Genomic DNA, 24,911 nt, shown 5'->3' with positions numbered 1-24,911 from the left:
TCATAAATTTATAATGTTTAATAAGTCTCACAAGGCTCAATGAGCCCTTTTCCCATATTTCAGCAGATGGTAGAGCCCCAGTGGTTTCTCTTCGCCATGCGCCAACCGGACAAGGTTCGGCCAGTGCGCGATAACCGCCAGCAGCAAATATACAGTGACAAGCGCAGGTACCCACCACTCCTCTATGGGAACTACCATCCAGGCATAAATCGTCTCCACGACAAAAAAAGTTAAGGCAAACACCGACATTCTATCAACGATCAGCAGCATAAGAAGCCCACAGACTAGTAGAATCAGTGTAAACAGTGGCTGGAGCGCCATAAACACACCTATTCCTGAGGCAAATCCCTTACCTCCTTTTAGACCCAACAATAAGGGATAATTATGGCCTAATATTACAGCACAACCCGACAAGTAACCTGCTAGCCTCCCGGCTTCGACTCCTCCAATTGAAGTCATAATCACCTTGGCAATAAGCACACAGATCAGCGCCTTAAGTAAGTCTATCAATAAGGTCGCTACTCCGTATTTCACGCCAAATACCCGGGCCATGTTCGTCGTTCCGGCATTTTTACTTCCTAGCCCCCTGATATCCTTGTGCATAAACTTGTTTGAGACTATCACCGCTCCGCAGATATTCCCCAGGAAATAGCTGACGACTCCAATTAAAGACAGTTGCCACCAATACTGCATTAAGATAATTTGATCCACTCCTTAGCGTATGTATAACGCAAGCATTTTCAATTGATGACTGTAATAATATGTAACTTATATTGTACAGGAAACTCGGAAAATGTAAAATAATGAACAGGCAGGAAGATTACTCTGAATAAGTGAAAGTATCTTACCTCCGTTAAAAGTCATCATTTATCATTGTCTGCTTTCAGCAAGGACGCCAGAAGTTTCCTCCCGTTTGCTATAACTTTGGGCATGTTATTTTGAGTGCCCCAATAGAGATCTCCCAAAGCCAGCTTAATGCAGCAAATCCTGATATGAATCTGCTTGTGGATCAGAATCTCATCACCATAGCCTTCAAAAAATGCTAACTTGGCGCGCTCATCCTTAATAAAATATTTCTCAAACAGTACCGAAAAATGGTCCACATCTACGCCCCATAACATGTTCTCGAAATCAATCAGCCCGCTGAAAATCCCGTTAGAATCTACCAGCCAGTTGCCTGGGGTAGAATCCCAGCTTATAGGCACAGGCTTGCTGCCTTCAAAAACACTGGCATTCTGTAGAGCCCACTCCAGCAGTTCAAGCTCAGCAGGCTGAAGAAGCTTTAGTTCCATACATTTGCCGGCCATATCCTCAAGCGTGCTGCGGATATAGACAACAGGATCCGCATGATGATATAGCTCAATGGGATTCCCGTCTTTATCCGGACGGCCAAACCAATCACCGGTCTGTGAATCATGCAGCTGCCTGGTCAGTTGCCCTGCTTTATTGTAAGCAGCGTATCGCTCAGCCGGCTCCAGGTTTGCTTCTCTCATAGTGATTCCATCGAGTGCGGAGATTATGACGGCTTGCCAACTCTCCCCCTCAAAAGCTGCAATAAGCTCCGGGACATAAGGCTTTAAGCCATTCACCCAGTGGTTGTAGGCATACACTTCGGGATGCCATCTTTGAATACGGCTATGAGTCTTCAGGTAATAACATGTCTGATCTTGAGCCGCTTGAATCTTCCACACTCCTGTTCTTGAGCTGCCTTGTCTGTGATCTGAGAGAACTTTAAATGATCCAATATGCGCTTCTACAACGGCAGACAATTCATACGGATAAATCTGTGGCTGATTCAATGTTATCCCCCTTTATGATGGTGATCTGCGCAGGACAAATTTCTGATGGGGATAATCAAATTCCTCTGTCAGCTCATCCTCAACAAATCCAAATTTCTTATATAACGGACACGGGGCTGCCCCCAGCGGATCATTTGCTCTAAACGTAGTTACGGAAAGCTCCGTATCCTCCGGAAACAAAGATAACATTTGATCGATCATCGCTGTGGCGATTCCTTGTCTGCGGTGATCCGGGTGTACAGCCATGCAGGAAAGACATTTGGCATTATAGGAGAAGAGCATCAGCCCGGCAACCTCGCCAGCATAGACCGCACAGATAGCCGTCCGCCTGTTAATGTTCTTAATTACGGTCTGTTTATACCCCTCCAGTAATTCTTCGCTGTGGAGACCCGGAAAATTACTGCGGACAGCTTCAATCATTGACATCCATGAATCAACATCCTGCATTTCCGCAAATTTCACTTTGTATTGTCCGTTCATTACTTTCGCTCCTTCACTCCATGATTAACGGGGGCATGCCTTGCAGATCAAACTACCCAATTCGGGATGTGATGTTTAAAATATGCTGCTACCTTCTGCATTTCGTTCATCACACATTTTATCGAAGAACATAAACTCAGTGATGCAATCAAAAGGAAAAGACATCAGGCTCTAACCTCTCTCGGTTCAAGCACACTGCGCAGGTATCTTCCGGTATGGGAAGCTTCCACTTGCGCCACCTGCTCTGGAGTTCCCTCCGCGACAACATATCCTCCCTCGTTGCCGCCTTCCGGTCCCATATCAATGATATAGTCTGCGGACTTCATCACATCCAGATGATGTTCAATGACGATGACAGAATGCCCGCTGTCCATCAGCTTGTTCAGGGCAAGCAGCAGCTTCTGTATATCCGCCAGATGCAATCCCGTTGTAGGCTCATCTAGAATATACAGGTTGTGGGCGCCTTTCTTGATCTTGCCCAATTCGTAAGCCAGCTTCACTCTTTGCGCTTCTCCGCCGGACAAGGTGGTTGAACTCTGGCCAAGGGTCATATATCCCAGTCCAAGCTCGTTCATAATCCCCAGTTTATGCTTAAGGTACTTATGGTCCTCGAAGAAGATACTGGCTTCTTCCACGGTCATTTGCAGAACATCGGCTATGCTTTTATCCCGGATCTTGATTTCAAGACCTTCTTCAGAGAACCGGTTGCCTTTGCACACCGGGCAGATGGATTCAATGTCAGCCATAAACTGCAGGCTTGTGACGATAATCCCGTCGCCCGCACAGTGTTCGCATCGTGTCCCGTTCGCATGGGTAAGGCTGAAGTCGATTGGCTGATACCCGCGCGCTACGGCATCAGGCTGCATGGCGAACAGGTCACGGATTTTATCGTATATCCCGATATAAGTGGCCGGATTGGATTTGCTGTTTCTCCCGATCGGTGTCTGATCAATATTGATCACATGGTTTAGCAGCTCCGAACCGAACAGATAATCATGCTCCCCGGCTACAATCCGTGCACCCGTTTTATCTATTCTCAGCTGCTTGGACAGAATCTCGTTGATCAGCGAGCTTTTCCCTGAGCCGGATACCCCGGTCACGCAGATAAAAACACCCAGCGGAATGTCCAGATCCACATTCTTGAGATTATTCTCCCGGGCTCCCTGAATGGATAAGAAGTGATCTCCCAGATTCCGCCGCTGCTTGGGAATGGGGATGCTTGCGCTTCCGGATAAGTATTGGCCTGTAACCGACTCCGGTTCGTCCATAATATCCTGCATCGTTCCGCTCGCAACAATCTCCCCGCCATGAATACCGGGTCCTGGACCAATTTCGATGATATGGTCGGCAGACTGTATCGTATCCAGATCATGTTCAACCACAATGATCGTATTGCCGATATCGCACAGCTTTCTCATCGTATCAATCACCTTGCTCGAATCGCGCGGGTGAAGTCCAATGCTCGGCTCATCCATAATATAGAGCATGCCCATCAGCTCACTGCTGATCTGAGTCGACATTTTGATCCGCTGCATTTCGCCTCCGGACATGCTGTCGCTTCTTCTGCCCAGGTTGATGTAATAAAGCCCGATTTCGATCAGCAGGGAGATTCTCGTGTGCAGCTCACGGATAATGGTCTCCCCTACATCCCGTACCTCTTCCTCAAAGGTCAAGCCATCCAGAAATCCCAGCAGCTCATGCAGCTGCATGCGGGTGAGCTGGTCAAAATTCCGGTCCCCGACCGTAATCTGTAGCCGTTGTTTCTTCAGCCTCGCTCCACCGCATGCCGGGCATATTTTTTCGATCATACATTCCTTGATAAAGTTCGGTTCAAACGCCTCCGAGGTGGATGACTTACGGATATATTGCTTGTACCAGTGTTCCATCTCATGCACAAATCCCGCAAACGGCCGGTCCCGGCCGGTAATCCAGTTCTTCTTTTGTGAGGTAGGCGGGTGCAGCATGGGGACGAGTTCGCCTTTGGTGCCGAAGAAGAGCAGCTCGTGAACCGATGTAGGAAGTTCATGGAATGGTGTATCCAGGCTGAAGCCATATTTTTGGGACAAGCTGTACATCATCACCGAGCGGTAGCTGTCTTTGCCCGATGTGTTGAACACCGTGTTCTTCAGCGCTCCTTTATTAATGCTTTTCTCCGGTGCAACCACCAGAAAGCGCGGCTCCACGACATAGGACATACCCACACCCATGCAGGTATGGCAGGCGCTTGCCGGAGTATTGAAGGAGAAATGGAACGGCTGCATATCGCAGAGGAAGAAATGATGCTCCCGGCAGCCAAAATGGTCGTAGAACCCGTCCTCCACTCCCCCGATCACTTCTACCTTGATCAATATATCCTCATCCAGCGCCAGCATTGCCGCTTCGATGGTCTTGGTCAGCTGTATGTAGGTGTCATGCTTTAAAGTAAACCGGTCAATAACCATCTCAATCCGGTATGTTACTGATTCATCCAGCTCAATCTCTTCCGACAATGACACCGGAGCTTCGTCAATAAGCAAATGCTTGAAGCCTTTGGCCCGCAGCTGCTGGAAAGTATAGCTATAGTCTTCCCCGTAGATTTTGTATACAGGGGCCCGCAGCTCAACGACCGTACCTTTAGGCAGTGCGGAGATATGCTCGGCGATCTGGGCCGCAGACAGCTGCTTGAGCGGATGGCTGCATTCCGGACAATGACCGATACCCGCTGTCGCGAACAACAGCCGCAAATAATCATTGGTATCCGTTACAGTACCTACGGTGGAGCGGGGATTATTGTTACCCTTTTTCTGTTCTATGGCAATGACCGGGGACAAGCCCCGCACAGAATCAACCTTTGCTTTCTTCACCTGGCTGATCCGGCTTTTGGCAAAATTCGAGATCGAATCGAGAAATCTCCGCTGTCCCTCCCCATAGATGACATCAAACGCGAGTGAGGATTTACCGGAGCCGGATACCCCGGTGATGACCGTTAACTTGTCCCGCGGGATCTCTACGGAGATATTCTTGAGATTGTTCTGCTTGGCCCCCGATATTTCAATTGTCGTGCGTACGGACATATGCGAATTCCCCCTTCTTTTTATGGAATATACAAAAAACCAATTTCCTCGACGGCCGGTTTGCTCTTGGAGGTGATGCGGATCGTTTGTGACACCTTCTCGATGACACCCTTCCCGGCCATATACTCCAGGATGTTGATCAAGAAATGACTTTGCATATGAAAATGCTTCGCCAGCAAGGTTACGGTCTTCATCTCCTGATCTGCCATAAATTCAATGACCGGGCGTTTGATCATGTCGAGATGACGGTCCAGAAATTGTCCTATCGTGTCAATGGCGTTCTGAATTTCATCCTCACTTAAGCGCCTGGACATTGGGTTCTGATAAAAGGGGGCCATACGTTCCGGACTGTGTTCGAGGATCTTCAGGACCGACTCCCGGATCGGCGGCTCACCTTGTGAGCACAGCTCCATATTGGCTATCAGACTGCCTGCCTTAAGCAAAAAATACTGGGCATAAAGCAGATCTTTGCGCACCGTCAGCCATTTTTGGCATTTGTGGTACACATCAATCAACTCACAGGCATTCCAAAGCAGGGACAACGCAATATCATAGCTTCCCAGCTGCTTGAAATCTTCGAAGTAATCATAGAGACTGTCATCAGAAGTATAGATCATCCGCCCCTTCGCAAAAAAAGACTGCGGCATCGAGCCGCCGATCATCCGTTCAAAGCCCCGCTTAAAGGTACTTCTCTCAAACAGCTGGACATTTATAGTAATGCCATCCTCCACGAGACAATAAGCGTTCTGTTGCAGGGTTTGATCGCGGACGACCAGGCCCATGTCGATATCGCTTTTCTCCCAGACTGAATCATAAGCGAGACTTCCGCACACAATGACGGCAATAACGTTCGGATCTTCCCTGACCCTGTCCACGAAGCTTTCGGTCGCGGCCAGATAGCGGTCTTTTAACTCCAGCAGTACTCTATCATCCATATCCAATGATCCTCCACCCGCTCCATATGATTGAAATCGCTTGCCGATTCTGGAGCTTGTGGTAAAATTATACTTCACGTTTTCCATGAAAACCGGACAGAAATTGCTGGAAGGGAGACCCCTATGGATCATTATTTACTGGAAACTATCAACCGGACAACGGAATATATTGAAGAGCATCTGCTGGAAACGCTCTGTCTTGATGATATCTCCGGGCATGTCAATGTCTCCAAATTCCACCTGCTGCGCATCTGGAAAGGGGCTACAGCCACTGGCCTAATGGAGTATGTGCGCAGAAGGCGGATTGCCCTGTCGCTTGGCGATCTGCTGAATCAGCGGAGCAACATTGAATATATTTCCGCCAAATACGGCTTCAGCTGTGAACGGACCTACAACAGGGCTTTTAAGGAAGAATATCATGTCACTCCGGCCAAATGGCGCAGATCGCCTTCGCCGCTGAATATCCTGGACCGGTTCAATGCCGACTTTATGAGCCGCGCCGGAGATGGCCTCGTTTTTTTTCGCTCCATCTCGGTATTGCCCCCTTTTTCAATAGCAGGGCCTACCTATTCTATTCATGCAGAGGACAACCTGCTGTCCCAGGCTGCGGCCCGTTATGGTGTCGAATTCTTCACGCTTTCCCGTTCCAGGATTATGAATCCGGTAGAGAAGGATGTCTATATCGGCTTCACTTCCATTCCCGAGCCCTTTACCGGGTCTATGATCTACCAGCCCTCCCTGCAAATCAACCACAGCAGCATCATCCCGCCTGACCTGAATATCAAACATATTAAACCGCATAAATACGGTGTATTTACCTACATCGGGTTGCATCGGCCCGAGGAGATTACGCCGCACTCTCTGAGTGAAATCTGGGAATACATCACCTCAACCTGGATGCCGACCGTACCTTTTCAATTAGAGGAGAAGTTCAGCTTTGAATATATTAATTACGCCAAGGGCAACAAGCATTATTGCGAGTGTGATCTGTATTTTCCGATATCGGGATTATGAACTAGAAGCGCCTCAAAATAGTACATACAACAAACCAAGCCCCAGTACCTCAGAGCTTGGTTTGTTTGCGCGCTATAAAGGGAATTACGTTCTAAATAGAACACTATATTTCTTTCTTCCACACGGTCAGCTCCACGTCCAGCTCAAAACCGATACGCTCATAAAAAGGCTGCATGGGACCCGTATATGCCTTGACCATCCCCATTGCCCGCAGCCGGTTTAGAGCTTCATAAATAATCGTTCGCCCCAGCCCATGCAACCTGTAATCCCTATGAGTACCCACCGGTTCAAGTATGCCCATCTTGTTCTCCTCATCCAGAAAAACATTGCAGAAAGACACGACCTCCCCTTGCCCATTAACAAGTGACAGATCAAGCTCAGGCCGATAACCGGGAGCTTCAGCAATCCCACCGTAGTATTGAAGCATCTGCTCCGCATATGGAGTTCCCGGATAATTAAACGCCATAATATGCCCCTGCGCCTTAGCCCTATTAGGGACATCCGCTCCAGAGCAAAGAGTGAACCCCGATGGAATCTCCACAGGAAAAATCCGGTCCGGTGCGATAGAAACGAAATTATCGCTTTCGTTCGGAAGAAGCTCATATCCGCGACTTAGCGCCATCTTTTCCAGCTGTGGCATAAAGGCCGGAATAGCCAGTTTGCAATAACCGGCTGTTCCCTGGCGGGACTTCTCTTCAATGAATTCGAACATTTCCATGAGTAGGCTTTCCTGCGGCTGTTCTGTATCGAGCTGGAAATAGAAATCGCCATCCTTGCAGGCTACGGCAACCAGCTTACCGTCCTCTTCTTCCCATAACCCTATATTCTGCTCCCACTCGGGAAGCCATCCGGTATTCTTTTGCAGGAAAAAAATCTCGAATTCAAAGCGTGCAATCAGCCAACTATTCGGCCGCCCAAGTTTACTATAAACATGTGAAAGAAATTGGCGTACTTTCAGCATATCTTCCGGAGTGTAGGCTCTGAACCGTACCGTCATCGTTAATCATCCCCTTAGTCTTCTGTATGACCTTATTGTAAGGAAATTGCAGGTTGGGATGATATACCGAGATCTCTTATTAAAAGTTGTAAACCAGGCCTCATCTAATTATTTTGGTGTATCGTCCCCCACTCACATAAACCTTCCAAAACAGGTAATAGTGTTTCGGCTTTATCTGTGAGACTGTACTCGACTTTAGGGGGAACTTGTGGATACTCTTTCCGTATCACCATACCGTCAGCTTCCAATTCTTTCAGTTGTGAACTCAATGTTTTATACGTAATAGCACCTATCTGTCTTTTCAGATCATTAAAGCGAACCGGTTGGTTTTCTGCCAGCAGGTACATAATCACCATCTTCCATTTACCGCCAATAACGGACAAGGTATAACCAAATGGTGTATCTTGAATGTTTTTAACCTTACCTTTATATTCAGCCATACTCATATTTACACTATCCTTTCTGGTAGTACCTATCAAAAAAGTGCGTACTATATTTTTATTTACATTCACTTTATACTGACCTTACTTTGAAGTAAAGGAGAGAAAAAAATGGCTACTGTCAAAACCTACAATCACAATCTTTGGGATCACGGCATCACCCAGGGCTATAGCGTCAACGGCACCATCTACATTTCGGGACAATTTTCCCATGATACGGAGGGCGCGTTCGTTGGCGAGGGCGATATCGAGGCACAGACCCGGCAGACGCTGGAGAATCTCGATCGCGTGCTGGCGGGATTTGGTGTCACGAGGTCGAACCTCGCTTATGTGGAGATCTATCTGACAAACGCGCAAGAGCACTTTGAGACATGCGTCGGACTGTTCAAGGAATACATGGGAGAACACCGGCCAGCCGGCAGTCTCGTCGGTGTGGCCTTCCTGGCTTACCCTGAGCAACTGCTCGAAATCAGTGCCGTCGCACACACCAACTAACTCCATCATCGCACCTTGAAATCCAGCGCCTTACGCTGTCGCAAAACTACGCTGCTCGCGGCTCCTCATAAAGTTAAAAACCCGCAGATTCATCTGCGGGTCAATGTTATCTCTTCGAATATACGATTTTCTTAATACTCTCCACCGACAATCCGAACTGGTCAGATAATTGATCGATGGTCACACCCTCGCGGAAACTCTGGCGGATCTTTTCATTACGGGCAACATAATAGTTAGCCGCACCTGAATTCTCGCCCCATTTTCTCCGCTCGCTTGAACGGGTTGGAATATAGATCAATTCCCCCTGAATATACCGCTGGATCTCTTGGAGTAGTCGTTCCGGGAACACATCCGTCGCTCTTATATAATCCATAATTGGCTCGCTCCTTAAAATAGAATAGATATTCTAAGGGCAAAGCCTGCTTTAATAAACACAACTTTTAAGTTACTATAGGCGAAATTATTCCTTCGCTCCATGCCAAGCTTCGCCCTGTTTATTCCGCAGGCTTTGCATGGAGCTTGTTGAGTACGAAATCAATAATCTGGTACAAGGTTTACACCCCCTAATCAGTGCCTTATGTCACCAAGCAGAGTTACAGATCATGGTATTCACAAATCTTACTGTAAAATATAAATCCAAACAAGGCAACGACTAAAATTACACCTCCGGGAGTTTTGTAGGAACACAAGAAGCCGCCCAACACCCGAAGGTGTTCAGCGGCTACTTAAGCTGGTTTTACATGTAGACTTGACCCTTCTGTACTGCCGGAAGTCCCTTCCATATTCCGCTGTCCAGAACAGCGCTGGCCCCTTCATCCTTACTGCCATAAACGAAGATATGGTCCGCCAATTATTCAGGCAGCATCTCCAGGGAAATATTCTCAAAGCCTTCCTTCATATGGAGTGCCTTGTCCGTTGGCGGAAGCTTCAGCATTTGATAGATCGTGGGACTGCCGTAATTCCCGCAAAAGAAAAACGTCACCCCAATTTCTCCAGTGACGTTAATATACTAGGATTGCTGATATACGGTAGCTGTAATCTTATCTTTCGGACAAATAAACATATAATAGATGCCCTCTCCGTAAGGGCCAAGCTGTGACCAATCCAACTGGGCTATAAACATCATATTTTCAGAGCAGCAGGGACAAGCCGGATATTCTGCATCCTGAATCCAGGTCGGGTGTCCGCCAACCTGCGAGGCTGCGGGTTCCAGTGTCCACTCCACGGCATGATATGCATTTCGCGGTTGAGCAGCGAGATGCAGGCGGGGTGCAGCGGCTAAATACTCGTCATTATCGTCCCCAAGATTAAGATCCGGCAAAGGTTGCGGTGCTTGATTGTATAAGCTCCAGCGGGGTTCTCCTTGATTTCCAGTTTCCATATAAATCACACTGTAACTGCCGCAGGACAGGCATGTATCCACCTTAAGCCACTCATCTGCCAGAGCCAAATCACGAACCGACGGATGATTATTCCGCAGTTCCATCAGCCGCGTAAACCCGCTGCCGCACCACGGGCATTCCTCCGGGCCCGCTCCCAGGAACCGTGCCGGTTCATTCGCAGCAAACTCAGCATTCAGTGGTTCCGCCGCCCGTTCAATCGCAAATCCGGTGTGAGAAAACAAATCCCGCCGCACTCCGGCTTCAGTAAGCTTCCAGCCGGCCTCAAGTGAGTACTGATCAGGTGAAACAAAAAGCTCTTTCGCCCACTGGGGTGGTTGCTCCCGCCACTGCTGAAACTGCTGAACAATCCGTCCGTCTCCTATCCAGGCTAAGGCCAGCAGCAGATGATTGCGGTTCTCACTATCCTGTTCCACCTGTTCCAGCAGCTGATCCCGGACCTCTGCTGAAGCATCTTTATACAGAATCCCCGGGTAATACAGCTCATGGCCGATAAGCACAGGGAGACAGTCCGTAAGCCGCACGTTGTTGTAACAGAGCAGCGACAAAAGAATATCCACGCTGGTCTCCTCGTCACCGGCACTGAGCAGATCTAATGCATATGCCTTCATCCTCTCTGCATCCTCACCCGACAAGGCAGAATACACCTGCTCGCGGTTTAAGGGATAAGGAAGATAGCGGATCAAAGGGTCGTAGGCTTGTTTTGTATGCATAATCTTAAGCACTTCCACCGGATCAGCGGTTCCTTTATATAGATCCACATCCCTGCGGTGCTGTTCAATATAAGCCTGGCGTTTGCGGCGTTCCTGTTCCTGATAACACGGTATGCAGAATCCGCCCGTTTTATGGGCAGTAGCCGGTAAAATGGTTGCCGCACAGTTTTGGCTTTGGCAGGGAATCCGTTCCGTCACTATTTTCCACCTCACTTACAGGTTCGCCCTGAATGATTTCTCCTGCTTCTGCAGCTTCTTCTTTTTCGCTTTGTCCGCTGCTTGTTGAAGATTCTCAGCCACTCTAAATTCAACGATCCGGCTGATTAAATCATAGGGCATCGGCTTATCTAAAGGGAATTGAACGGAACCTTTGGCTCCCTTATATTCCGCCAGTTCCTCTTTGAAGGCTTCAACCCCGCTCGGTGCCGGATACAATCCAATATGTTTTTTAAATGCCGCAAAATGGACCAGATTGCCATGCAGCTCGAAAGTAGGCATCTGATAACTTATCTTTTCTTTCGCCTCAGGGGCCGATTCTTGAATGACCTTTCTCAACGTTTGGAGGATCTCCTGAACTTCAGGAGCTGATCTCGAAATATAATCATCCACAGATTCATAAGTAATTTTGTTGTCCATAACATTTCCCTCCTATAGCCTGCCGGCGGGGAATCCCCAGCATGAATTATTTTTTTCTGATCTTTTCTGTTTCCCGCTCGTAGATTTCAATGTACTCCTGCACCGCAATCTTGCGGCTCAGTTCGGCAATAAGCCCGTATGGAATGTTGTTTGTTTTTTTGAACCGGATACATGATTTTCCCATATCAAGCTTTGTCTGGACATGCTTCGGATACTCCCCGCGGAACCACGCCAGCAGCTCAGGGTGCATATACACTCCCATATGATACAGTGCGATAAAATTCTTTTGTGAGGCTATGCTTATAAACGGAAGAGGCTGTTCAGGATTCACGTGATAACCCGGCGCATACAAGTGATGTGGAACAACATAGCTAATCATGCCATAGGACATCGTTTCCTCGAAGCCGCTTGGAAGATTCCCCTTGATTGTGCTCCGTAGCTGCGTAATGGCTTCCTGACGATCTTCCGGCAGTTGGCTGATATAGTTTTCCGGACTTTCCGACTCGTATTTCATGCTGACCCTCCTCGAAGAAAACACTTTAATTTATCTCAATATTAAATTGAATCCGGAAACTAGACAAGTTCAAGTCAACGTCGCCTGTTTCCTTCCATCAGCAGACCGTTGAAAATGGGTGAATGGAGTAGGCATATCGCCTGATCCATGTATCCATGGCAAACGTATACTATGGTACATTCACACAATAAAGTTGAGAGAGGAATTAGCATATGATCGAACTTGCGTTAGCTTTTCAGGATCAGGATGGACACTATGCCGAGCATGCCGGAGTTGTTTTAGCCTCGGTTTTCCACAATACCGCTTCCCGTGTTAATGTTCATATTTTGCACGATCAGACTTTAACGGAAGAGAACAAGTCAAAGCTCATGAGACTAACAAGCCGATATAAACACACCATTACCTTCTATCCCATTACTCTTCCTGAAAACATGCTTCAGGTAATGGAAAATGTAGGCTCGATTAATGTATGGACACAGGCATGTATGTACCGCTTGCTTCTTCCCGCACTTATCCCGGTTGAAAAAATCATCTATCTGGACTGCGATGTGCTGGTCAATATGGACCTTGAAGAGCTGTGGCGAATTGATCTGGGTCAGTATTATTTAGGCGCGGTTTGGGATCAGGGCATTATGGAAGTTGCACATGTTATCAATTCCAAAGGTTTGGTTCCCGAGCATTATTTCAATTCCGGAGTGGTTCTGTTTGCCCTGAATACTATCCGCTGCCACCAGGAATGGTACGAAGAAACACTGCACTTTTTGCGCAGTTTCCCGGATTCCACGATGCCTGATCAGGATGCATTGAATGCAGTTTTCGGGGGGAATTACCTTCAGCTGGATCGGCGCTTCAATTTCTTCAACCAGTCTATACCCAATCATGATTTCCATAATAAAATTGTCCATTTTACCGGAACGGAAAAGTTTTGGGATCAAAACTCTCCGGGGGCAGGTCTGCATCATAAATACCTCAGCCTGACGCCGTGGAGAAAATTCAGAACGTATTTGAAACGGAGAAAGCGGAAAGTCACCCACCTTAAACTTCGTTACAAAAAAAGCAGAAGACTTCACTTGAAAGTGAAACGGTCGAAGACTCTCCGCCTCTCCTTAACCGAACTAAGCATCATCAGACAGCTCAGAAGCCGTAGAGCGAATCTTCTCAAAGCCAAAAGAAAAAGCCGTTATACTAGACATTAGCTTGGAGCAAACAGCCATATCCAATGATATGGCTGTTTGCTTTTAATTTAATATGGACTATATAAACTAACCGAGCGTAAAATATGGAGGACTGTAAAGAAAGTAAAAAGGAGCTAACACGATGGAGGATTCTTACATACAGGCAGCTGCAAAACTTAGCACTCTCTTGTTCATAATCATTGCTTTGATCCAATTGCTGCTGACGTTCGGTTTGCCCTGGGGCGAGATCACAATGGGCGGGAGATATAAAGGCAAATTGCCTGGAAAGCTGCGTTTTTTCAGTCTGCTGTCGGTTTTCATTCTCTTGTTCTTTTCAGCAGTTTCGCTGCAACACGCCGGAGTCCTTGCCTCAGGATTCAGCTTTCATTTCACATCTATTTTTATCTGGATCATTGCTGTTTATTTGGGCCTGAATACGTTCGCCAACCTTTTCTCCAAGAGTCCAAAAGAAAAATGGATCATGACCCCTTTAGCCGGGATCGCCTTCTTATCCGTGTTAACAGTGGCCATTTACGGGTAAGCACCGGTCAACAAATTCACCCATCTTATCGAAAGGCAGGATCAAACCTCCATTTCCTCCAGCCACTCTATGCAGACCGGTATAAAATCAGCATAATCCGCCATAGCTTGTATTGTCGGTATGACTTGACTCATTCCCAGCTCTTGTTCCGCAGCGTCTGTGCTCTCCACTCCTAGTGAGCGTTTGATGCTATAGCTGAGCCAGTCCAGCTTCCCTTGAAATCCGCAATTCAGCACATCATGCCAGTTATCGCCGATCTTGCCTCCATGCTTGCGGTATGTGCTGATCATTGTACGGAAAGCGTCTTTGTTAACATTCCCCTGCTCAGAGCCCGACCAATACAAAGCTACTTCGATCAGCTCCTGCATGGGGTTAACCGCCCCGGCTGCTTCCCAGTCAATGATAACCGGAAGATGATTGTTATCCCATAACACATTTTTCGGATCTAAATCTCTGTGACTGATCACCTTGTTATTCATCAAAGCAGCCCCTGCTGCGTTCGCCTGCTGCTCCCACTGTTGCAGCTTATTCAAGTATTCTGTCAGCATGGACGACCATTCCAAGTGAGCTTGCTCTCCCTCGAGGGCGTAACTCTGCCAATCCACGGTTGACGGTACATAATCTTCCTTGGCTGAATCAGCTTCATCTGTAAGTTGAGAGAAATCTATGCGATGTATGCCTGCGAGAATTCCGGAAATTTTCTCGCAGGCATCTATATCAATGGTCCCGGAGGATAGCGGCTTACCGTCCACCCAAGGAAACAGCAGCACATATTGACCCTCTACTTCATGCATAAAGTTCCCCTTCGCTACGATAGCCGGAAGCGCGTTTATACCTTGCTCACGGGCCAGAGTTGCCACCTTTTCCGCAAAAATATAGTTCTCCATCGCTGTGCTCCGCTTCATAATTTGCGAATTCAGCACTTTTACGGCGTATTCAGCTCGGTCCGTAGTTAAGCGGTACATTTTATGAAGGAACCCGCCGAAAATTTGTTCCGGCTGTGTTGTTAATTGCCCCAAATCGTAAGCTGCGCACAGCTTGTTGAAATCGAATTGCTGATGCAAAGTTTCCATAGTCCTATAATCCTTCCACTTAATTAAATTGGCCCGGCCTTCGGCCTCATTCTAATCTATCATAGAATTGGTTATTTCTGGTGTGAAGAAAACGGTTCTGAAATGGAGGGTTATCTACTTTCATTGTTGAGTTGGAATTTTCAAGGTATAATCACAATTATAGGTCGTGAAGAACACGCCGCTTCCACACTATTCATCTCTCGAGTATCAATCCGGGATGAGTGGTGTGAAAGCGGCTTTTCTTTTTGTCCGTAACAATTCTTGATCGGTATCGAAATACCCATCTTATTAGGGAAGGAAAGCAATGGCTCGATTTGAGCAGCAGTACATGGAATGGTTAGAAATTAATCTCACGAATGAGCTTAATCCTAGACGGAGGGAGCTGCTGGCCAAAGGTCTGGGACATGGAACGGTTGAATTCTTAAGGAGAGTCTGGTTCCCGGCAGTCGGAAATTTTGACCATCTGTTTCCTGAATGGGAGGTTCGGGATTTCAATAATGGCTACCGGTATTTGGATTTGGCCTATATGCCAGGAGGTGCCAGAGGAGGAATTGAAATTCAGGGCTATGGTCCGCATGCCAGAGATCTTGATGTCAGGAGGTTCAAGGATCTGTGCATGCGCCATTGTTTGTTATCGCTGGACTCCTGGACATTTCTTCCGATTGCCTACCTATCAGTTATAGAAGAACCGAAACAATGCCAGTAGCTTGTGCTCGCTTTTATTGGCAAAATTCATCGCAACCGATGTTTCCTCCACATTAACCTGGCTTGAAGCGGAGACTCTTCGTTATGCGAGACGGTTACTGCGTCCGTTCACACCAGTAGAACTGACTGCCCATCTGAAGGTAACCAACCGCCATGCCAGAAGAATCCTGCAAAACCTGGTTGAACAGCAGCTGATTGACATTGAGAGCGGCAAGCAGCGTATACGTACCTACCGGCTTCGGTTATAACGAGGTAATCGTTTGGGACTATGAATGGATAAGCTGAGGAGGACAGGCTGAGGAAACACGCAGCATTGCAATTATGTTCATCGAATAACCTCAAGCGGACCGGGGATACCTTATTTGCAAAACTTCGGATCTTATACCCGACTTTCGGACTCAGATGCAGCTATTTGCTCAAATCTCTCCTATTTAGGAGTAACTGAAGGCGAATAAAGGCTATACGGTCCGCGAACCTGGTAAAAAGAGCTATCCAGCATAAATAGAGGCTATACAGTCCGCAGCTTGCGGGGATGATCTGCTAGGTACGTATTCTGGTATTTCTTCTGGTGTGTACTAAGGTACTTCTTCGGTTACGTACTCTGGTACTTCTTCTGGTGTGTACTCTGGTACTTTTTCGGTACGTATTGTGGTACTTCTTCGGGTACGTACTCTGGTACTTTTTCTTGTGCACTTCCAGTGCGCTTCCGGTGCGTTTTCCGGTAGTTTTCGGGGACGTTACGTATTCCGGTGCGAGTTTTCGGGCGCGTTACGTATTCGGGTACGTATGGTACGTATTGCCCGGTAGCTAAAGTCCGATGGAGCACACTAAGAAATTGCGCAGCACCTATTAGTAATTACGTAATGAGTATTTAGTAAGTACTTACGGAGTACTGGCCATCTGGTGTTTATAACAACTCAAAGAAACGGCATTTCTGCCGTTTCTTTGGATGCATTGCCAGAGAGTTACCCTCTATTCAAAACTCTGCAGCAGCCGCTCCACATACTCCGTGGAAACCTCGGTACGCTTGCGCATATTGCTCTCCCGCCCCAGCTTCAAATAAGAGGTTAGCAGCTCTTTCATAGCAGTGCCTTCGTCAATAAAGCTGCGGATATAGCCCTGCGGCTGTGCCAATTGCAACGCGGCTCCCAATTTAACAAGGGCCGTCTCCGTTAACCCCATACCCTGATAAAGTACACTCTGCAGGATCAGCACCTGAATCTGGCCCCGCTGACGGTCCTCCTTGCATAATAACTGATACATCCGCTCCAACAGCTGCAGTGCGTTATCTGATTGTTCGCAAGCCGCAAGCACTCTCGCCAAGATCAGATGCTCGGCAACAAGGTTCGGAGACACCTCGTCCGTAAAGGTTACATCGCAGCTCTGCAGCCAGGCGCGGGCCTCTTCCACCCGGCCCTGCTCCAGTGCCAAGAAGGCTTGCTCCGCTTCAACTCTTTTCATAAATAGCAAATGATCCGGGGAATCAATCTGTGAGCCCAGACCGGAAAGCAGCTCCGAAGCACCTTCAGGATCCCCCTGGGCAGTATGAATTCTCACGGCGCTGACGGTAAGGTGAATCAATATGCGTGCATAAGGCTTAATATCCTCACGCTTGAGCGCCTTATGAATAGAAATAGCAGCTTCCTCCAGGCGGTTCCACTCGTAGAGCAGCTTGGTATAGGAGACAAACAGGAAACCTACAAAAGGATATTCCCGCTTACTCTCCCAGACAGTTATCCACTTCACCAGTGTCTCTTCTGCATAATGAAGATCGTTAATATAGACCAAATGATCGTCGAAGGCATCATATCCCTGGTGTCTGTTGCGCCCCATCGTTTGAAAAAAGCTGCCCTCCGGGATATGCTGCTCCATCTCTTCGAAGTATTTCGACATGCTTACCAAGTCTTTGCGCAGATAGGCGGAGACCGAACACATAAAGTAGATGTTGCCCATCGCCTGATGAAATGCTTGTTCGCTTAAAGTGGCTTGCAGGGTTTGGAATGAGACCTCAGCCTGCTTAATTCTATTAAAAGCTGCTTCCCATTTCCCTACTCCGAGCAGCACAGAGATATAGAAGACTTCCACCATTGGTTTCCCGGCAAAATAATGCTCAGGAATGACGGATAACCATCGGTTGAGCACAACACTTCTGGATTGCAAAAGGTGAAGGATATTCTTCTCAATCAACCGGACAGCGTCCTCATATTGCTCGCCCTCCAAGTAATGTTCCACCGCTTCCGCTTCAAATCCATAATGCTCCCACCAATGCGCCACATGGATATGGGCCTCAGTTATTTTTGCCGGATCTTCGGCTGTCAGCTGTTCCTGCAAGAAATCAGACAGCAAATGATGATACCGGTACCAGTTTCTCTGATCGTCCAAAGGGATAATGAACAAATTCAGCTGTTCCAGGCTCTCCAATTGCTCCTGGCAATCCGGCTGACCGGTTACCACTTCACAGATGGAATGGTTCATCCGGCTCAGGATCGAGGTTTCCAATAGAAATACGCGTATGGGCTCAGGCAAATGAGAGAACATTTCCTCCAGCAAATAGCGGGAGATGTCCTGATGCTGGCCTCTAATGCCATCAATGGAGCGGGGGATGTTATCGCTGCTCTTTAGAGCAATTGCGGCCAGCTGCAGTCCGCTGATCCAGCCTTCGGTCTGGTGGTAGAGCTGTGTCACCTGTTTCTTCGTCAACCTTAAATCCGTTGTCTCCCGGAAGAAGATCATCCCTTCATCCAGTTGGAAGCTCAAATCCTGCATAGTAATTTTATGTACAGTGACTGCTTCCGTTATAATGCTGGACAGTATGGCCAGGTCGGTACGGCCAGCGATAAAAAAGTGAATATGAGGCGGCAAATGCTGGAGTAGATAGACCAGCGAATCATGTATTTCCGGGAGACTGATGAAATGATAATCATCGAGTATAATGACCAGATCGGCAGCAGTTTCTCTGAATTCATTCAGCATAACGTCCAGTGCAGGCTCGGAGAAGATTGAGGAACCTTTCTTAAGCAAAGGCCGGATTCTGGCACCAAACCCAGGAATCTGCTCCTCGACCGCAGCTGCCACATAGCTCCAAAATGTGATCCAGTCGTTATCCTGCTTATCCAGGGATACCCAGGCGGCACGCGATCCGCTGTATTTGACCCATTCACTTAACGCTGTTGACTTCCCGTAACCGGCGGGTGCTGATACAACAGTCAGCCTTGCAGTCATTCCTTCATTGATCTTGTTCATCAGACTTGGCCGGGGTACCAGGGAGTTGCGGCCATGGGGGATGTGTAGTTTTGTGCTTTCAATCATTATGTATTTCCTCCAAATTGCAGCAAGCAACCCTATGTTTTAAATTTGTATAGTTAATCCTATTATATCAGACGATACTTCCGATAATAAAGCTATGTTCTGCCCGAAACCATAGAGAACATAAGGAGTTATAGTGAATCTCCGGAATGCCCTATATAATGGAAGTAATAAACAAGTAGGAGTGTAAACGATGCAGCAACGCAAACGGATTCTCATCATTGAAGATGAACAGGACATTTCCCGTATTCTGAAGGATTATATTACATTGCAGGGTTTTGACGTACATATTGCAGACAATGGCGTGGACGGTCTTCGGCTGCTTGAAGCAGTACAGCCCGATTTCATTATTCTGGATATCATGCTGCCTGATGCAAACGGGATTGAGCTGTGCAGACAAATCCGCGATAAAACCCGGACGCCAATCCTCATTCTAAGCGCCCGCAGCAGCGATACCGATAAAGTGCTGGGGCTGGGATTCGGTGCGGATGATTATATGACCAAGCCCTTTTCCCTCAGCGAGCTGGTGGCAAGAATTCAGGCTCACCTGCGCAGAATGGAGAGTCTCGGAAATCCGTTGCCGCAGGATGAACTGATTTCTATCGGTACCCTGACCATCGACAAAAAAGCCTATAAAGTAACGCAAGGCGGTCGTGAGATTTCGTTGTCTGCCAAGGAATTTGAGCTGCTGTTCTTTTTGGCCGAGCACAGAAACCAGGTATTTTCCAAGAGCCAGCTGCTCGATCAAATCTGGGGCTACACCTCCTATGGGGATGAGAGCACCATTACCGTGTACATCCGCCGGCTGCGGGAGAAGCTTGAAGCGGACCCCTCCAATCCTGAGTATCTCAAAACCGTATGGGGAGTCGGCTATAAATTCAACCTGGATTAAATCAAAGAATGGAGCAGCTGAACTATGTATTGGAGAAATTGGTTTAAACCGTGGTTCGCCTCAGTCATCGCTTGTATTGTAATTATGGGGGGCTGCGCGGCGTTCATTCAGTATAGACTTTCGGCTACGGAGCAGGATGTTCTTCCGGACGAAGTGGTGAATCAGGCGCGTATTGAGATAAGCGGCATTATGCTGGTTCTGGAGCAGCATCACACCGAAGTCTCCAGTCAGAACAGGATACGGGAAGAACTGCGTAAGTGGAGTGAAGAGAAGCAGCTCCACCTGCAATACACTGGCCTTGACGGTACCCTTCTTTTCGACTCTTCTGCTCCACATTCCATGAATAAGGACAAGCTGAATCTTAAAAGTGATCTGCATTATGATCTATACAGCTCCAAAACAGCACAGGAAATGTTCAAGCTGGCCTTCCCGGTTGTTGATCCTGATTCTGGAGTGCAGGCTGGAAATGCGATCTTCACCTTGCCTGGCTCACTCCTCGCTTACAGGCAAACTGCGTCTTTTCCTGCCATGTTCACTCTGCTGATGATAGCCTTGCTCCTCGTGCTGCTGCTTCTATTCCGGCTCCGGTACAAAATCAATCACGACCTCCTTCATCCGGTTAACGGTTTAAAGGATCATGCCGAGGCCATTCTCAAGGGGAACTACGGGCAGAAAGCCGAATATGCAAAGCAGGATGAAATCGGTGAGGTCTACGCCGTATTTGATCAAATGCGGAGTGAAATTATGACGCTAAGCATGCAGAAAGAAGCGCAGAGCAAGGCCCAGAAGGAGCTCATCTCCAATATTTCACATGATTTGAAAACACCGCTGACCATCGTAAAAGCCTACATTGAGGCGATCCGCGAAGGGGTCTGTTCCGATCTGCCGGCGGTTATGGCGTATATGGAGATTATGCAGGCGCAAGCCAACAAGATGGCCATGCTGGTCGAGGATCTGCTGGTGCATGCTTTAAGAGATTTGGACCAAATTTCTGTACATCCCGTGGAGCATTACAGCAAGGAGATTTTCGAGTCCATCCTCAGACCGATGGGCCCTTATATCCGTACGGCGGGCGTGGAATTTACTGAGCCTTCCGAAATCCCAAACGTGCTAATCCGCATAGATCCTGTCCGAATCGAACAGCTTCTATCCAATCTTATCGCCAATGCGCTGAAGCATACTTCTGCCGGAGATACGATCCGGGTAGCCATCGTTCAGGAACAGCATCAGCTTACGGTGACCGTATCCGATACAGGCGAGGGAATTCTGCCGCAGGACATGCCCTTTATCTTTGAACGTTATTTTCAGGGACATGCGCCTTCACAATTTGAGAAGCGGTTCAATGAGGGGTCCGGACTGGGTCTGTCGATCTGCAAACATATTATTGAAGCCCATCATGGCACCATTTCCTTTAAAAGCGCCAAACATCAGGGGACCGAATTTTATTTCACCCTGCCTATATGCTGACAGCTCCTTGCCTTGTAATAATTTATTAATAACCTGATAAGCTTATTGCAAGATTCCCCCTCTACAATGAAGGAAAATGATAACTGGAGGGATTTATGCATGCCGAAAACCGCGATACTTCATACCAAAAACCTGTGTAAAACCTATTCCACCGGCAGCGAGCAATTCCACGCCATCCGAAATATTGATTTGGACATCTACCAAGGGGATTTCACCGTAATTATGGGAGATTCCGGGTCGGGAAAATCAACGCTGCTCTACTTGCTTAGCGGTTTGGACACGGTGACCGCAGGTGAAGTCCATTTCAGCCAGCAGCGTATGGACAGCTTCTCCGAGAAGGAGCTTTCCGGGCTGAGGGCTAGGAAAATCGGATATATCTATCAGAGCAGCAATCTTGTGCCCGATCTGACACTGCTGGAAAATATCGCTTTACCCGGCTATGTTGCAGCAAGACCACGGCGTGAAGTGAAGCAGAAAGCCTTGTCGCTGATGAAGGCCATGAGCATTGAAGAGCAGCAGCACCGGCTGCCAGCCGAAGTGTCTGGGGGCCAGCAGCAAAGAGCTGCTATTGCGAGGGCATTAATCAATACGCCTGAGATCATTTTTGCAGATGAGCCGACAGGAAGCCTGAATTATGATCAGGGCGTTGCGGTACTCGATATTTTGACAAGCATGAATGCCGAGGGACAATCCATCGTCATGGTCACTCATGATATCAAATCAGCCTGCCGTGCGAACCGGCTGATCTTTATCCGCGATGGTCAGGTTGGCGGCGTGCTGGAGCTTGGTGCTTTTACCCCTGATCAGCTGCAGGACAGAGAGTCCCTCATCTTCTCCTACATCTCCCGTGAAGGGAGCCATACGTAATGCATGCAATAATGACGATTTGCTGGGGGAATCTGAGGAAACGCAAAGTTCAGAACAGTCTGATTGCGCTGCTTATTCTGCTGTCCACGCTGCTGACGAACACCGCGATAACCGTTATTTCCAACTCGGAAGATCTTTACGAAAGCCTGCATCGCGACACTAAAGGCTCCCATGAACTATTAATGTTCAGCAGAGGTCTTCACAATCCGCAGAAGTCAGCCCAGTGGTGGTCCCAGCAGGATGGCGTAACGGCATCCGTGCTGCTGCCTTACAAGCCTTTGGCAGGAGTTAAACACCGCGGAGAAGATATCCCCAACCTGTATTTGTATATGATGAATACACCGGACCGGCCTTTTGGCACAGATGAGCTTGTATTTGCCCAAGGACCGGAGACTGCTCATCCTGAACAGGGTACGATTTGGATTCCAACCTCGCTCGCCTATAAATATGATGTTTCCATTGGTGACGAGCTTCAGTTCAAGACAGGCAATACTCCTCTTAGCTTAACTGTATCTGCTGTCGTGATCGACCTTCCGCTGGGAGGGCCCTTTTCCACAACAGCGCGGATCTGGATGAACAGCAGCGACTACCAGCAGGATCTAAGCTCTGTTCAAGACACAGATTCATATATTCTGGGACTCCGTTTCGCTGACTACAGCCAGCGTGCTGATTATTGGGAACGGTTTGAGAAATTTCTGGGCACTCCATTTATGGAAGAGATGAACAGCTATGAGCAAATTTCAGCTTTCTACTTTATCATGAATAAGATCATCGGTTTTGTCATGAGCTTCCTTGGCATTGTAATGATGCTGGTTGCCTTGTTTACGATCAGCTTTACGATTTCGGATGCAATTCTGGCCAATTACAAAACCATCGGGATTTTCAAATCCATGGGTCTGACTTCAAGGCAGATTATTGGCACCTACGTTGCCCAGTACAGTTTTCTTGCACTGCTGTCCATCCTGCCCGGGCTATGGATCAGCCGCTTTCTATCGGGAGTTATTATTGAACAGTCTCTATCCTTCTTAAAAACAGATCATTCCTCGATCCGGCTCCAGGGAGCTTGGACTGATTGGATGGTCGGAGCAGGGATGCTGCTGCTGATTCTTGTATGCGTGTGGATTTATGCCAGCAAAACCCGTTCCATCCAGCCGATGCAGGCCATTCGTTATGGCATGTCTGAAGCTTCGCACAGCAGCCTTGGCAAACGTTCGAAAGGCCGGGGAAAGCGGGGCCGTGAGTTTGAGCGCTGGCCGGTTCCTGCTGTCATCGGGCTGAGAAATGTAACCAAAAATCTTAAGGGCTCTATCCTGATGCTTATTCTGACCACCGTTACAACGTCAGTGCTGGTCTTCGGCTTCGTCCTCCTGAACAGCATCTATCAAATGCAGAAAACCTCGCCGCTCTGGGGTTATGATGCCTCTGATATTGTTGTCATGGTCGTGAACGAAGCGGATTTCGACCGTGAAGCTCTGAATGCCGAGGTTAAGGCCGATCCCGCTATCCTGAACCTTAACTGGGCGGGCCAATCCATCGGCGTTGTGTCTGCGGAAACCATGCGAAGCTCCGGGAAGGTGGACGATGTTTCACAATCCCTCAGCATTCCGCTTAATGCCGTAGAAGGGAGTCTGGATGAGGTGGGCTTCGCCTCCATAAACGGCAGAAATCCGGTCAACCGGAATGAAATATCCATCGGCATCAACATCTCCAGGCAGCTCGGGAAAGAGCTCGGAGATGTTATAGAGCTGTATGTTGAAGGAGAGCGGCACACCTTCACAGTGACCGGCATTTATCAGTCGATTGCCAATATGTCCAATCAGGCCAGAATAACCTCGGATGCGCTCACCCAGTTTCACCCTGATACAGCTTACTTGAATTTAATAAACGACGATGATGCAGAAAAGATAGTGCAGCAGCTGAATGACAAATATGGCCCTGGAATTCAGGCCATCAAACAGCAAACCCTGCTCGATTCGGTATTCAAGGAAGCTACGGCGGTCCTGATCATTCCGATGAGCATTCTGAGCCTGCTGTTTCTGCTGGTCACCTGCCTCATTATTTACAGTACCTGCCGGATTCATATCCGCAAGGAAACCAAGACCTATGGCATCTACAAATCCATCGGGCTGACTTCGAATAACATCCGGGGTGCAGTAACCTGGAGCATTGTAGCGCTGTCCGCGGCCGGGGCGGTTCTCGGCATCGGCTGCGGGGTATTCCTCCTCCCCGGCATATTAAGAGGGCTGCTCTCCTCCTATGGTATTGTCAAGCTGCCGCTCCTAATGCAGTGGGCTGGCATCTCCTTCCTCGCTTTGCTTAGTATAACCGTGGCCGGTCTCGGCTGCTGGATCGCCTCCAGCGTTATCCGCAGCACTTCACCACGGGTTCTGGTCACGGAATAACAGCAGC

22 protein-coding genes and 1 pseudogene are annotated in these 24,911 nt (G+C 48.1%); 9 read left to right on the top strand and 14 right to left on the bottom strand.

Features of this window, described 5'->3' with window-relative positions; translation table 11 throughout:
- Positions 1 to 36: 36 nt before the first annotated feature.
- The 5 genes from H70357_RS11605 to H70357_RS11585 all read right to left on the bottom strand — a co-directional run bounded on the left by H70357_RS11605 (position 37) and on the right by H70357_RS11585 (position 6,267).
- Positions 37 to 693 carry a glycerol-3-phosphate acyltransferase gene (locus tag H70357_RS11605; protein ID WP_197073683.1) on the bottom strand — a complete coding sequence of 219 codons (657 nt, stop codon included), beginning with the start codon at positions 691 to 693 and terminating at the stop codon, positions 37 to 39.
- A gap of 170 nt (positions 694 to 863) precedes the next feature.
- Positions 864 to 1,799, bottom strand: a complete 936-nt coding sequence (locus H70357_RS11600) for an aminoglycoside phosphotransferase family protein (protein ID WP_038589310.1) — start codon at positions 1,797 to 1,799, stop codon at positions 864 to 866.
- A gap of 12 nt (positions 1,800 to 1,811) precedes the next feature.
- The gene (locus tag H70357_RS11595; RefSeq protein WP_038589307.1) at positions 1,812 to 2,279 is read right to left on the bottom strand and encodes a GNAT family N-acetyltransferase; all 468 of its coding nucleotides are present in this window, start codon (positions 2,277 to 2,279) and stop codon (positions 1,812 to 1,814) included.
- A gap of 164 nt (positions 2,280 to 2,443) precedes the next feature.
- On the bottom strand, positions 2,444 to 5,332 hold the full coding sequence (uvrA, locus tag H70357_RS11590) for an excinuclease ABC subunit UvrA (RefSeq protein WP_038589305.1): 2,889 nt from the start codon (positions 5,330 to 5,332) through the stop codon (positions 2,444 to 2,446).
- A gap of 20 nt (positions 5,333 to 5,352) precedes the next feature.
- The gene (locus H70357_RS11585; RefSeq protein ID WP_038589303.1) at positions 5,353 to 6,267 is read right to left on the bottom strand and encodes a nucleotidyltransferase; all 915 of its coding nucleotides are present in this window, start codon (positions 6,265 to 6,267) and stop codon (positions 5,353 to 5,355) included.
- Positions 6,268 to 6,390: 123 nt separating this feature from the next.
- Here H70357_RS11585 and H70357_RS11580 point away from each other — a divergent pair, with 123 nt between their 5' ends.
- On the top strand, positions 6,391 to 7,281 hold the full coding sequence (locus H70357_RS11580; protein ID WP_038589301.1) for an AraC family transcriptional regulator: 891 nt from the start codon (positions 6,391 to 6,393) through the stop codon (positions 7,279 to 7,281).
- A gap of 103 nt (positions 7,282 to 7,384) precedes the next feature.
- Here the strand turns inward: H70357_RS11580 and H70357_RS11575 are convergent, their stop codons facing one another.
- Positions 7,385 to 8,278 carry a GNAT family N-acetyltransferase gene (locus H70357_RS11575; RefSeq protein ID WP_038589300.1) on the bottom strand — a complete coding sequence of 298 codons (894 nt, stop codon included), beginning with the start codon at positions 8,276 to 8,278 and terminating at the stop codon, positions 7,385 to 7,387.
- Between the two features lie 104 nt (positions 8,279 to 8,382).
- Complete coding sequence (locus tag H70357_RS11570) at positions 8,383 to 8,724, bottom strand: winged helix-turn-helix transcriptional regulator (RefSeq protein WP_038589298.1); 342 nt, start codon at positions 8,722 to 8,724, stop codon at positions 8,383 to 8,385.
- Positions 8,725 to 8,829: 105 nt separating this feature from the next.
- Here H70357_RS11570 and H70357_RS11565 point away from each other — a divergent pair, with 105 nt between their 5' ends.
- Positions 8,830 to 9,213: a RidA family protein gene (locus tag H70357_RS11565; protein ID WP_038589295.1), complete on the top strand. Its 384-nt coding sequence runs from the start codon at positions 8,830 to 8,832 to the stop codon at positions 9,211 to 9,213.
- A 106-nt stretch (positions 9,214 to 9,319) separates the two neighbouring features.
- On the opposite strand, the gene H70357_RS11560 is transcribed toward H70357_RS11565, so the two are convergent.
- From H70357_RS11560 to H70357_RS11545, 5 genes are all read right to left on the bottom strand, one after another.
- Positions 9,320 to 9,586: a CD3324 family protein gene (locus H70357_RS11560; RefSeq protein WP_038589292.1), complete on the bottom strand. Its 267-nt coding sequence runs from the start codon at positions 9,584 to 9,586 to the stop codon at positions 9,320 to 9,322.
- 477 nt (positions 9,587 to 10,063) lie between these two features.
- Positions 10,064 to 10,195 (bottom strand): hypothetical protein, encoded by a 132-nt coding sequence (locus H70357_RS36895; RefSeq protein WP_269322509.1) that lies wholly within the window; start codon positions 10,193 to 10,195, stop codon positions 10,064 to 10,066.
- 27 nt (positions 10,196 to 10,222) lie between these two features.
- Positions 10,223 to 11,524 (bottom strand): YwqG family protein, encoded by a 1,302-nt coding sequence (locus H70357_RS11555; RefSeq protein WP_038589289.1) that lies wholly within the window; start codon positions 11,522 to 11,524, stop codon positions 10,223 to 10,225.
- A gap of 15 nt (positions 11,525 to 11,539) precedes the next feature.
- Positions 11,540 to 11,962, bottom strand: a complete 423-nt coding sequence (locus tag H70357_RS11550) for an iron chaperone (RefSeq protein WP_052091982.1) — start codon at positions 11,960 to 11,962, stop codon at positions 11,540 to 11,542.
- Positions 11,963 to 12,008: 46 nt separating this feature from the next.
- Positions 12,009 to 12,476: a DUF1801 domain-containing protein gene (locus H70357_RS11545; protein ID WP_038589286.1), complete on the bottom strand. Its 468-nt coding sequence runs from the start codon at positions 12,474 to 12,476 to the stop codon at positions 12,009 to 12,011.
- Between the two features lie 212 nt (positions 12,477 to 12,688).
- Between H70357_RS11545 and H70357_RS11540 the strand changes: the two genes are divergently transcribed.
- Together H70357_RS11540 and H70357_RS11535 are read left to right on the top strand one after the other, a co-directional pair.
- Positions 12,689 to 13,672 carry a glycosyltransferase family 8 protein gene (locus tag H70357_RS11540; RefSeq protein WP_038589283.1) on the top strand — a complete coding sequence of 328 codons (984 nt, stop codon included), beginning with the start codon at positions 12,689 to 12,691 and terminating at the stop codon, positions 13,670 to 13,672.
- Positions 13,673 to 13,793: 121 nt separating this feature from the next.
- Complete coding sequence (locus H70357_RS11535) at positions 13,794 to 14,192, top strand: hypothetical protein (protein ID WP_052091981.1); 399 nt, start codon at positions 13,794 to 13,796, stop codon at positions 14,190 to 14,192.
- A gap of 41 nt (positions 14,193 to 14,233) precedes the next feature.
- Here H70357_RS11535 and H70357_RS11530 read toward each other — a convergent pair whose 3' ends face one another.
- Positions 14,234 to 15,265: a phosphotransferase gene (locus H70357_RS11530; RefSeq protein WP_038589280.1), complete on the bottom strand. Its 1,032-nt coding sequence runs from the start codon at positions 15,263 to 15,265 to the stop codon at positions 14,234 to 14,236.
- A gap of 304 nt (positions 15,266 to 15,569) precedes the next feature.
- On the opposite strand from H70357_RS11530, the pseudogene H70357_RS11525 reads away from it, so the two are divergent.
- Positions 15,570 to 16,218, top strand: a pseudogene (locus H70357_RS11525) (transcriptional regulator).
- A 724-nt stretch (positions 16,219 to 16,942) separates the two neighbouring features.
- On the opposite strand, the gene H70357_RS11520 reads toward H70357_RS11525, so the two are convergent.
- Positions 16,943 to 19,279, bottom strand: a complete 2,337-nt coding sequence (locus H70357_RS11520; protein WP_038589276.1) for a winged helix-turn-helix domain-containing protein — start codon at positions 19,277 to 19,279, stop codon at positions 16,943 to 16,945.
- Between the two features lie 190 nt (positions 19,280 to 19,469).
- Here H70357_RS11520 and H70357_RS11515 point away from each other — a divergent pair, with 190 nt between their 5' ends.
- The 4 genes from H70357_RS11515 (at position 19,470) to H70357_RS11500 (ending at position 24,904) form a co-directional block, all read left to right on the top strand.
- Positions 19,470 to 20,168 carry a response regulator transcription factor gene (locus H70357_RS11515; RefSeq protein WP_038589273.1) on the top strand — a complete coding sequence of 233 codons (699 nt, stop codon included), beginning with the start codon at positions 19,470 to 19,472 and terminating at the stop codon, positions 20,166 to 20,168.
- Between the two features lie 24 nt (positions 20,169 to 20,192).
- Positions 20,193 to 21,635, top strand: coding sequence for a HAMP domain-containing sensor histidine kinase (locus tag H70357_RS11510; RefSeq protein WP_038589270.1), 1,443 nt, complete (start codon positions 20,193 to 20,195; stop codon positions 21,633 to 21,635).
- Positions 21,636 to 21,734: 99 nt separating this feature from the next.
- The gene (locus H70357_RS11505) at positions 21,735 to 22,502 is read left to right on the top strand and encodes an ABC transporter ATP-binding protein (RefSeq protein WP_038589267.1); all 768 of its coding nucleotides are present in this window, start codon (positions 21,735 to 21,737) and stop codon (positions 22,500 to 22,502) included.
- Complete coding sequence (locus H70357_RS11500; protein ID WP_038589264.1) at positions 22,502 to 24,904, top strand: FtsX-like permease family protein; 2,403 nt, start codon at positions 22,502 to 22,504, stop codon at positions 24,902 to 24,904. The genes H70357_RS11505 and H70357_RS11500 overlap by 1 nt, the downstream gene beginning before the upstream one ends.
- Positions 24,905 to 24,911: the final 7 nt, after the last annotated feature.

Origin of the sequence: Paenibacillus sp. FSL H7-0357 (assembly GCF_000758525.1) — a bacterium.
Lineage (GTDB): Bacteria > Bacillota > Bacilli > Paenibacillales > Paenibacillaceae > Paenibacillus_AQ.
The sequence above is the reverse complement of the archived record's forward strand: the minus strand, read 5'-3'. Positions and strand labels throughout refer to the sequence as shown.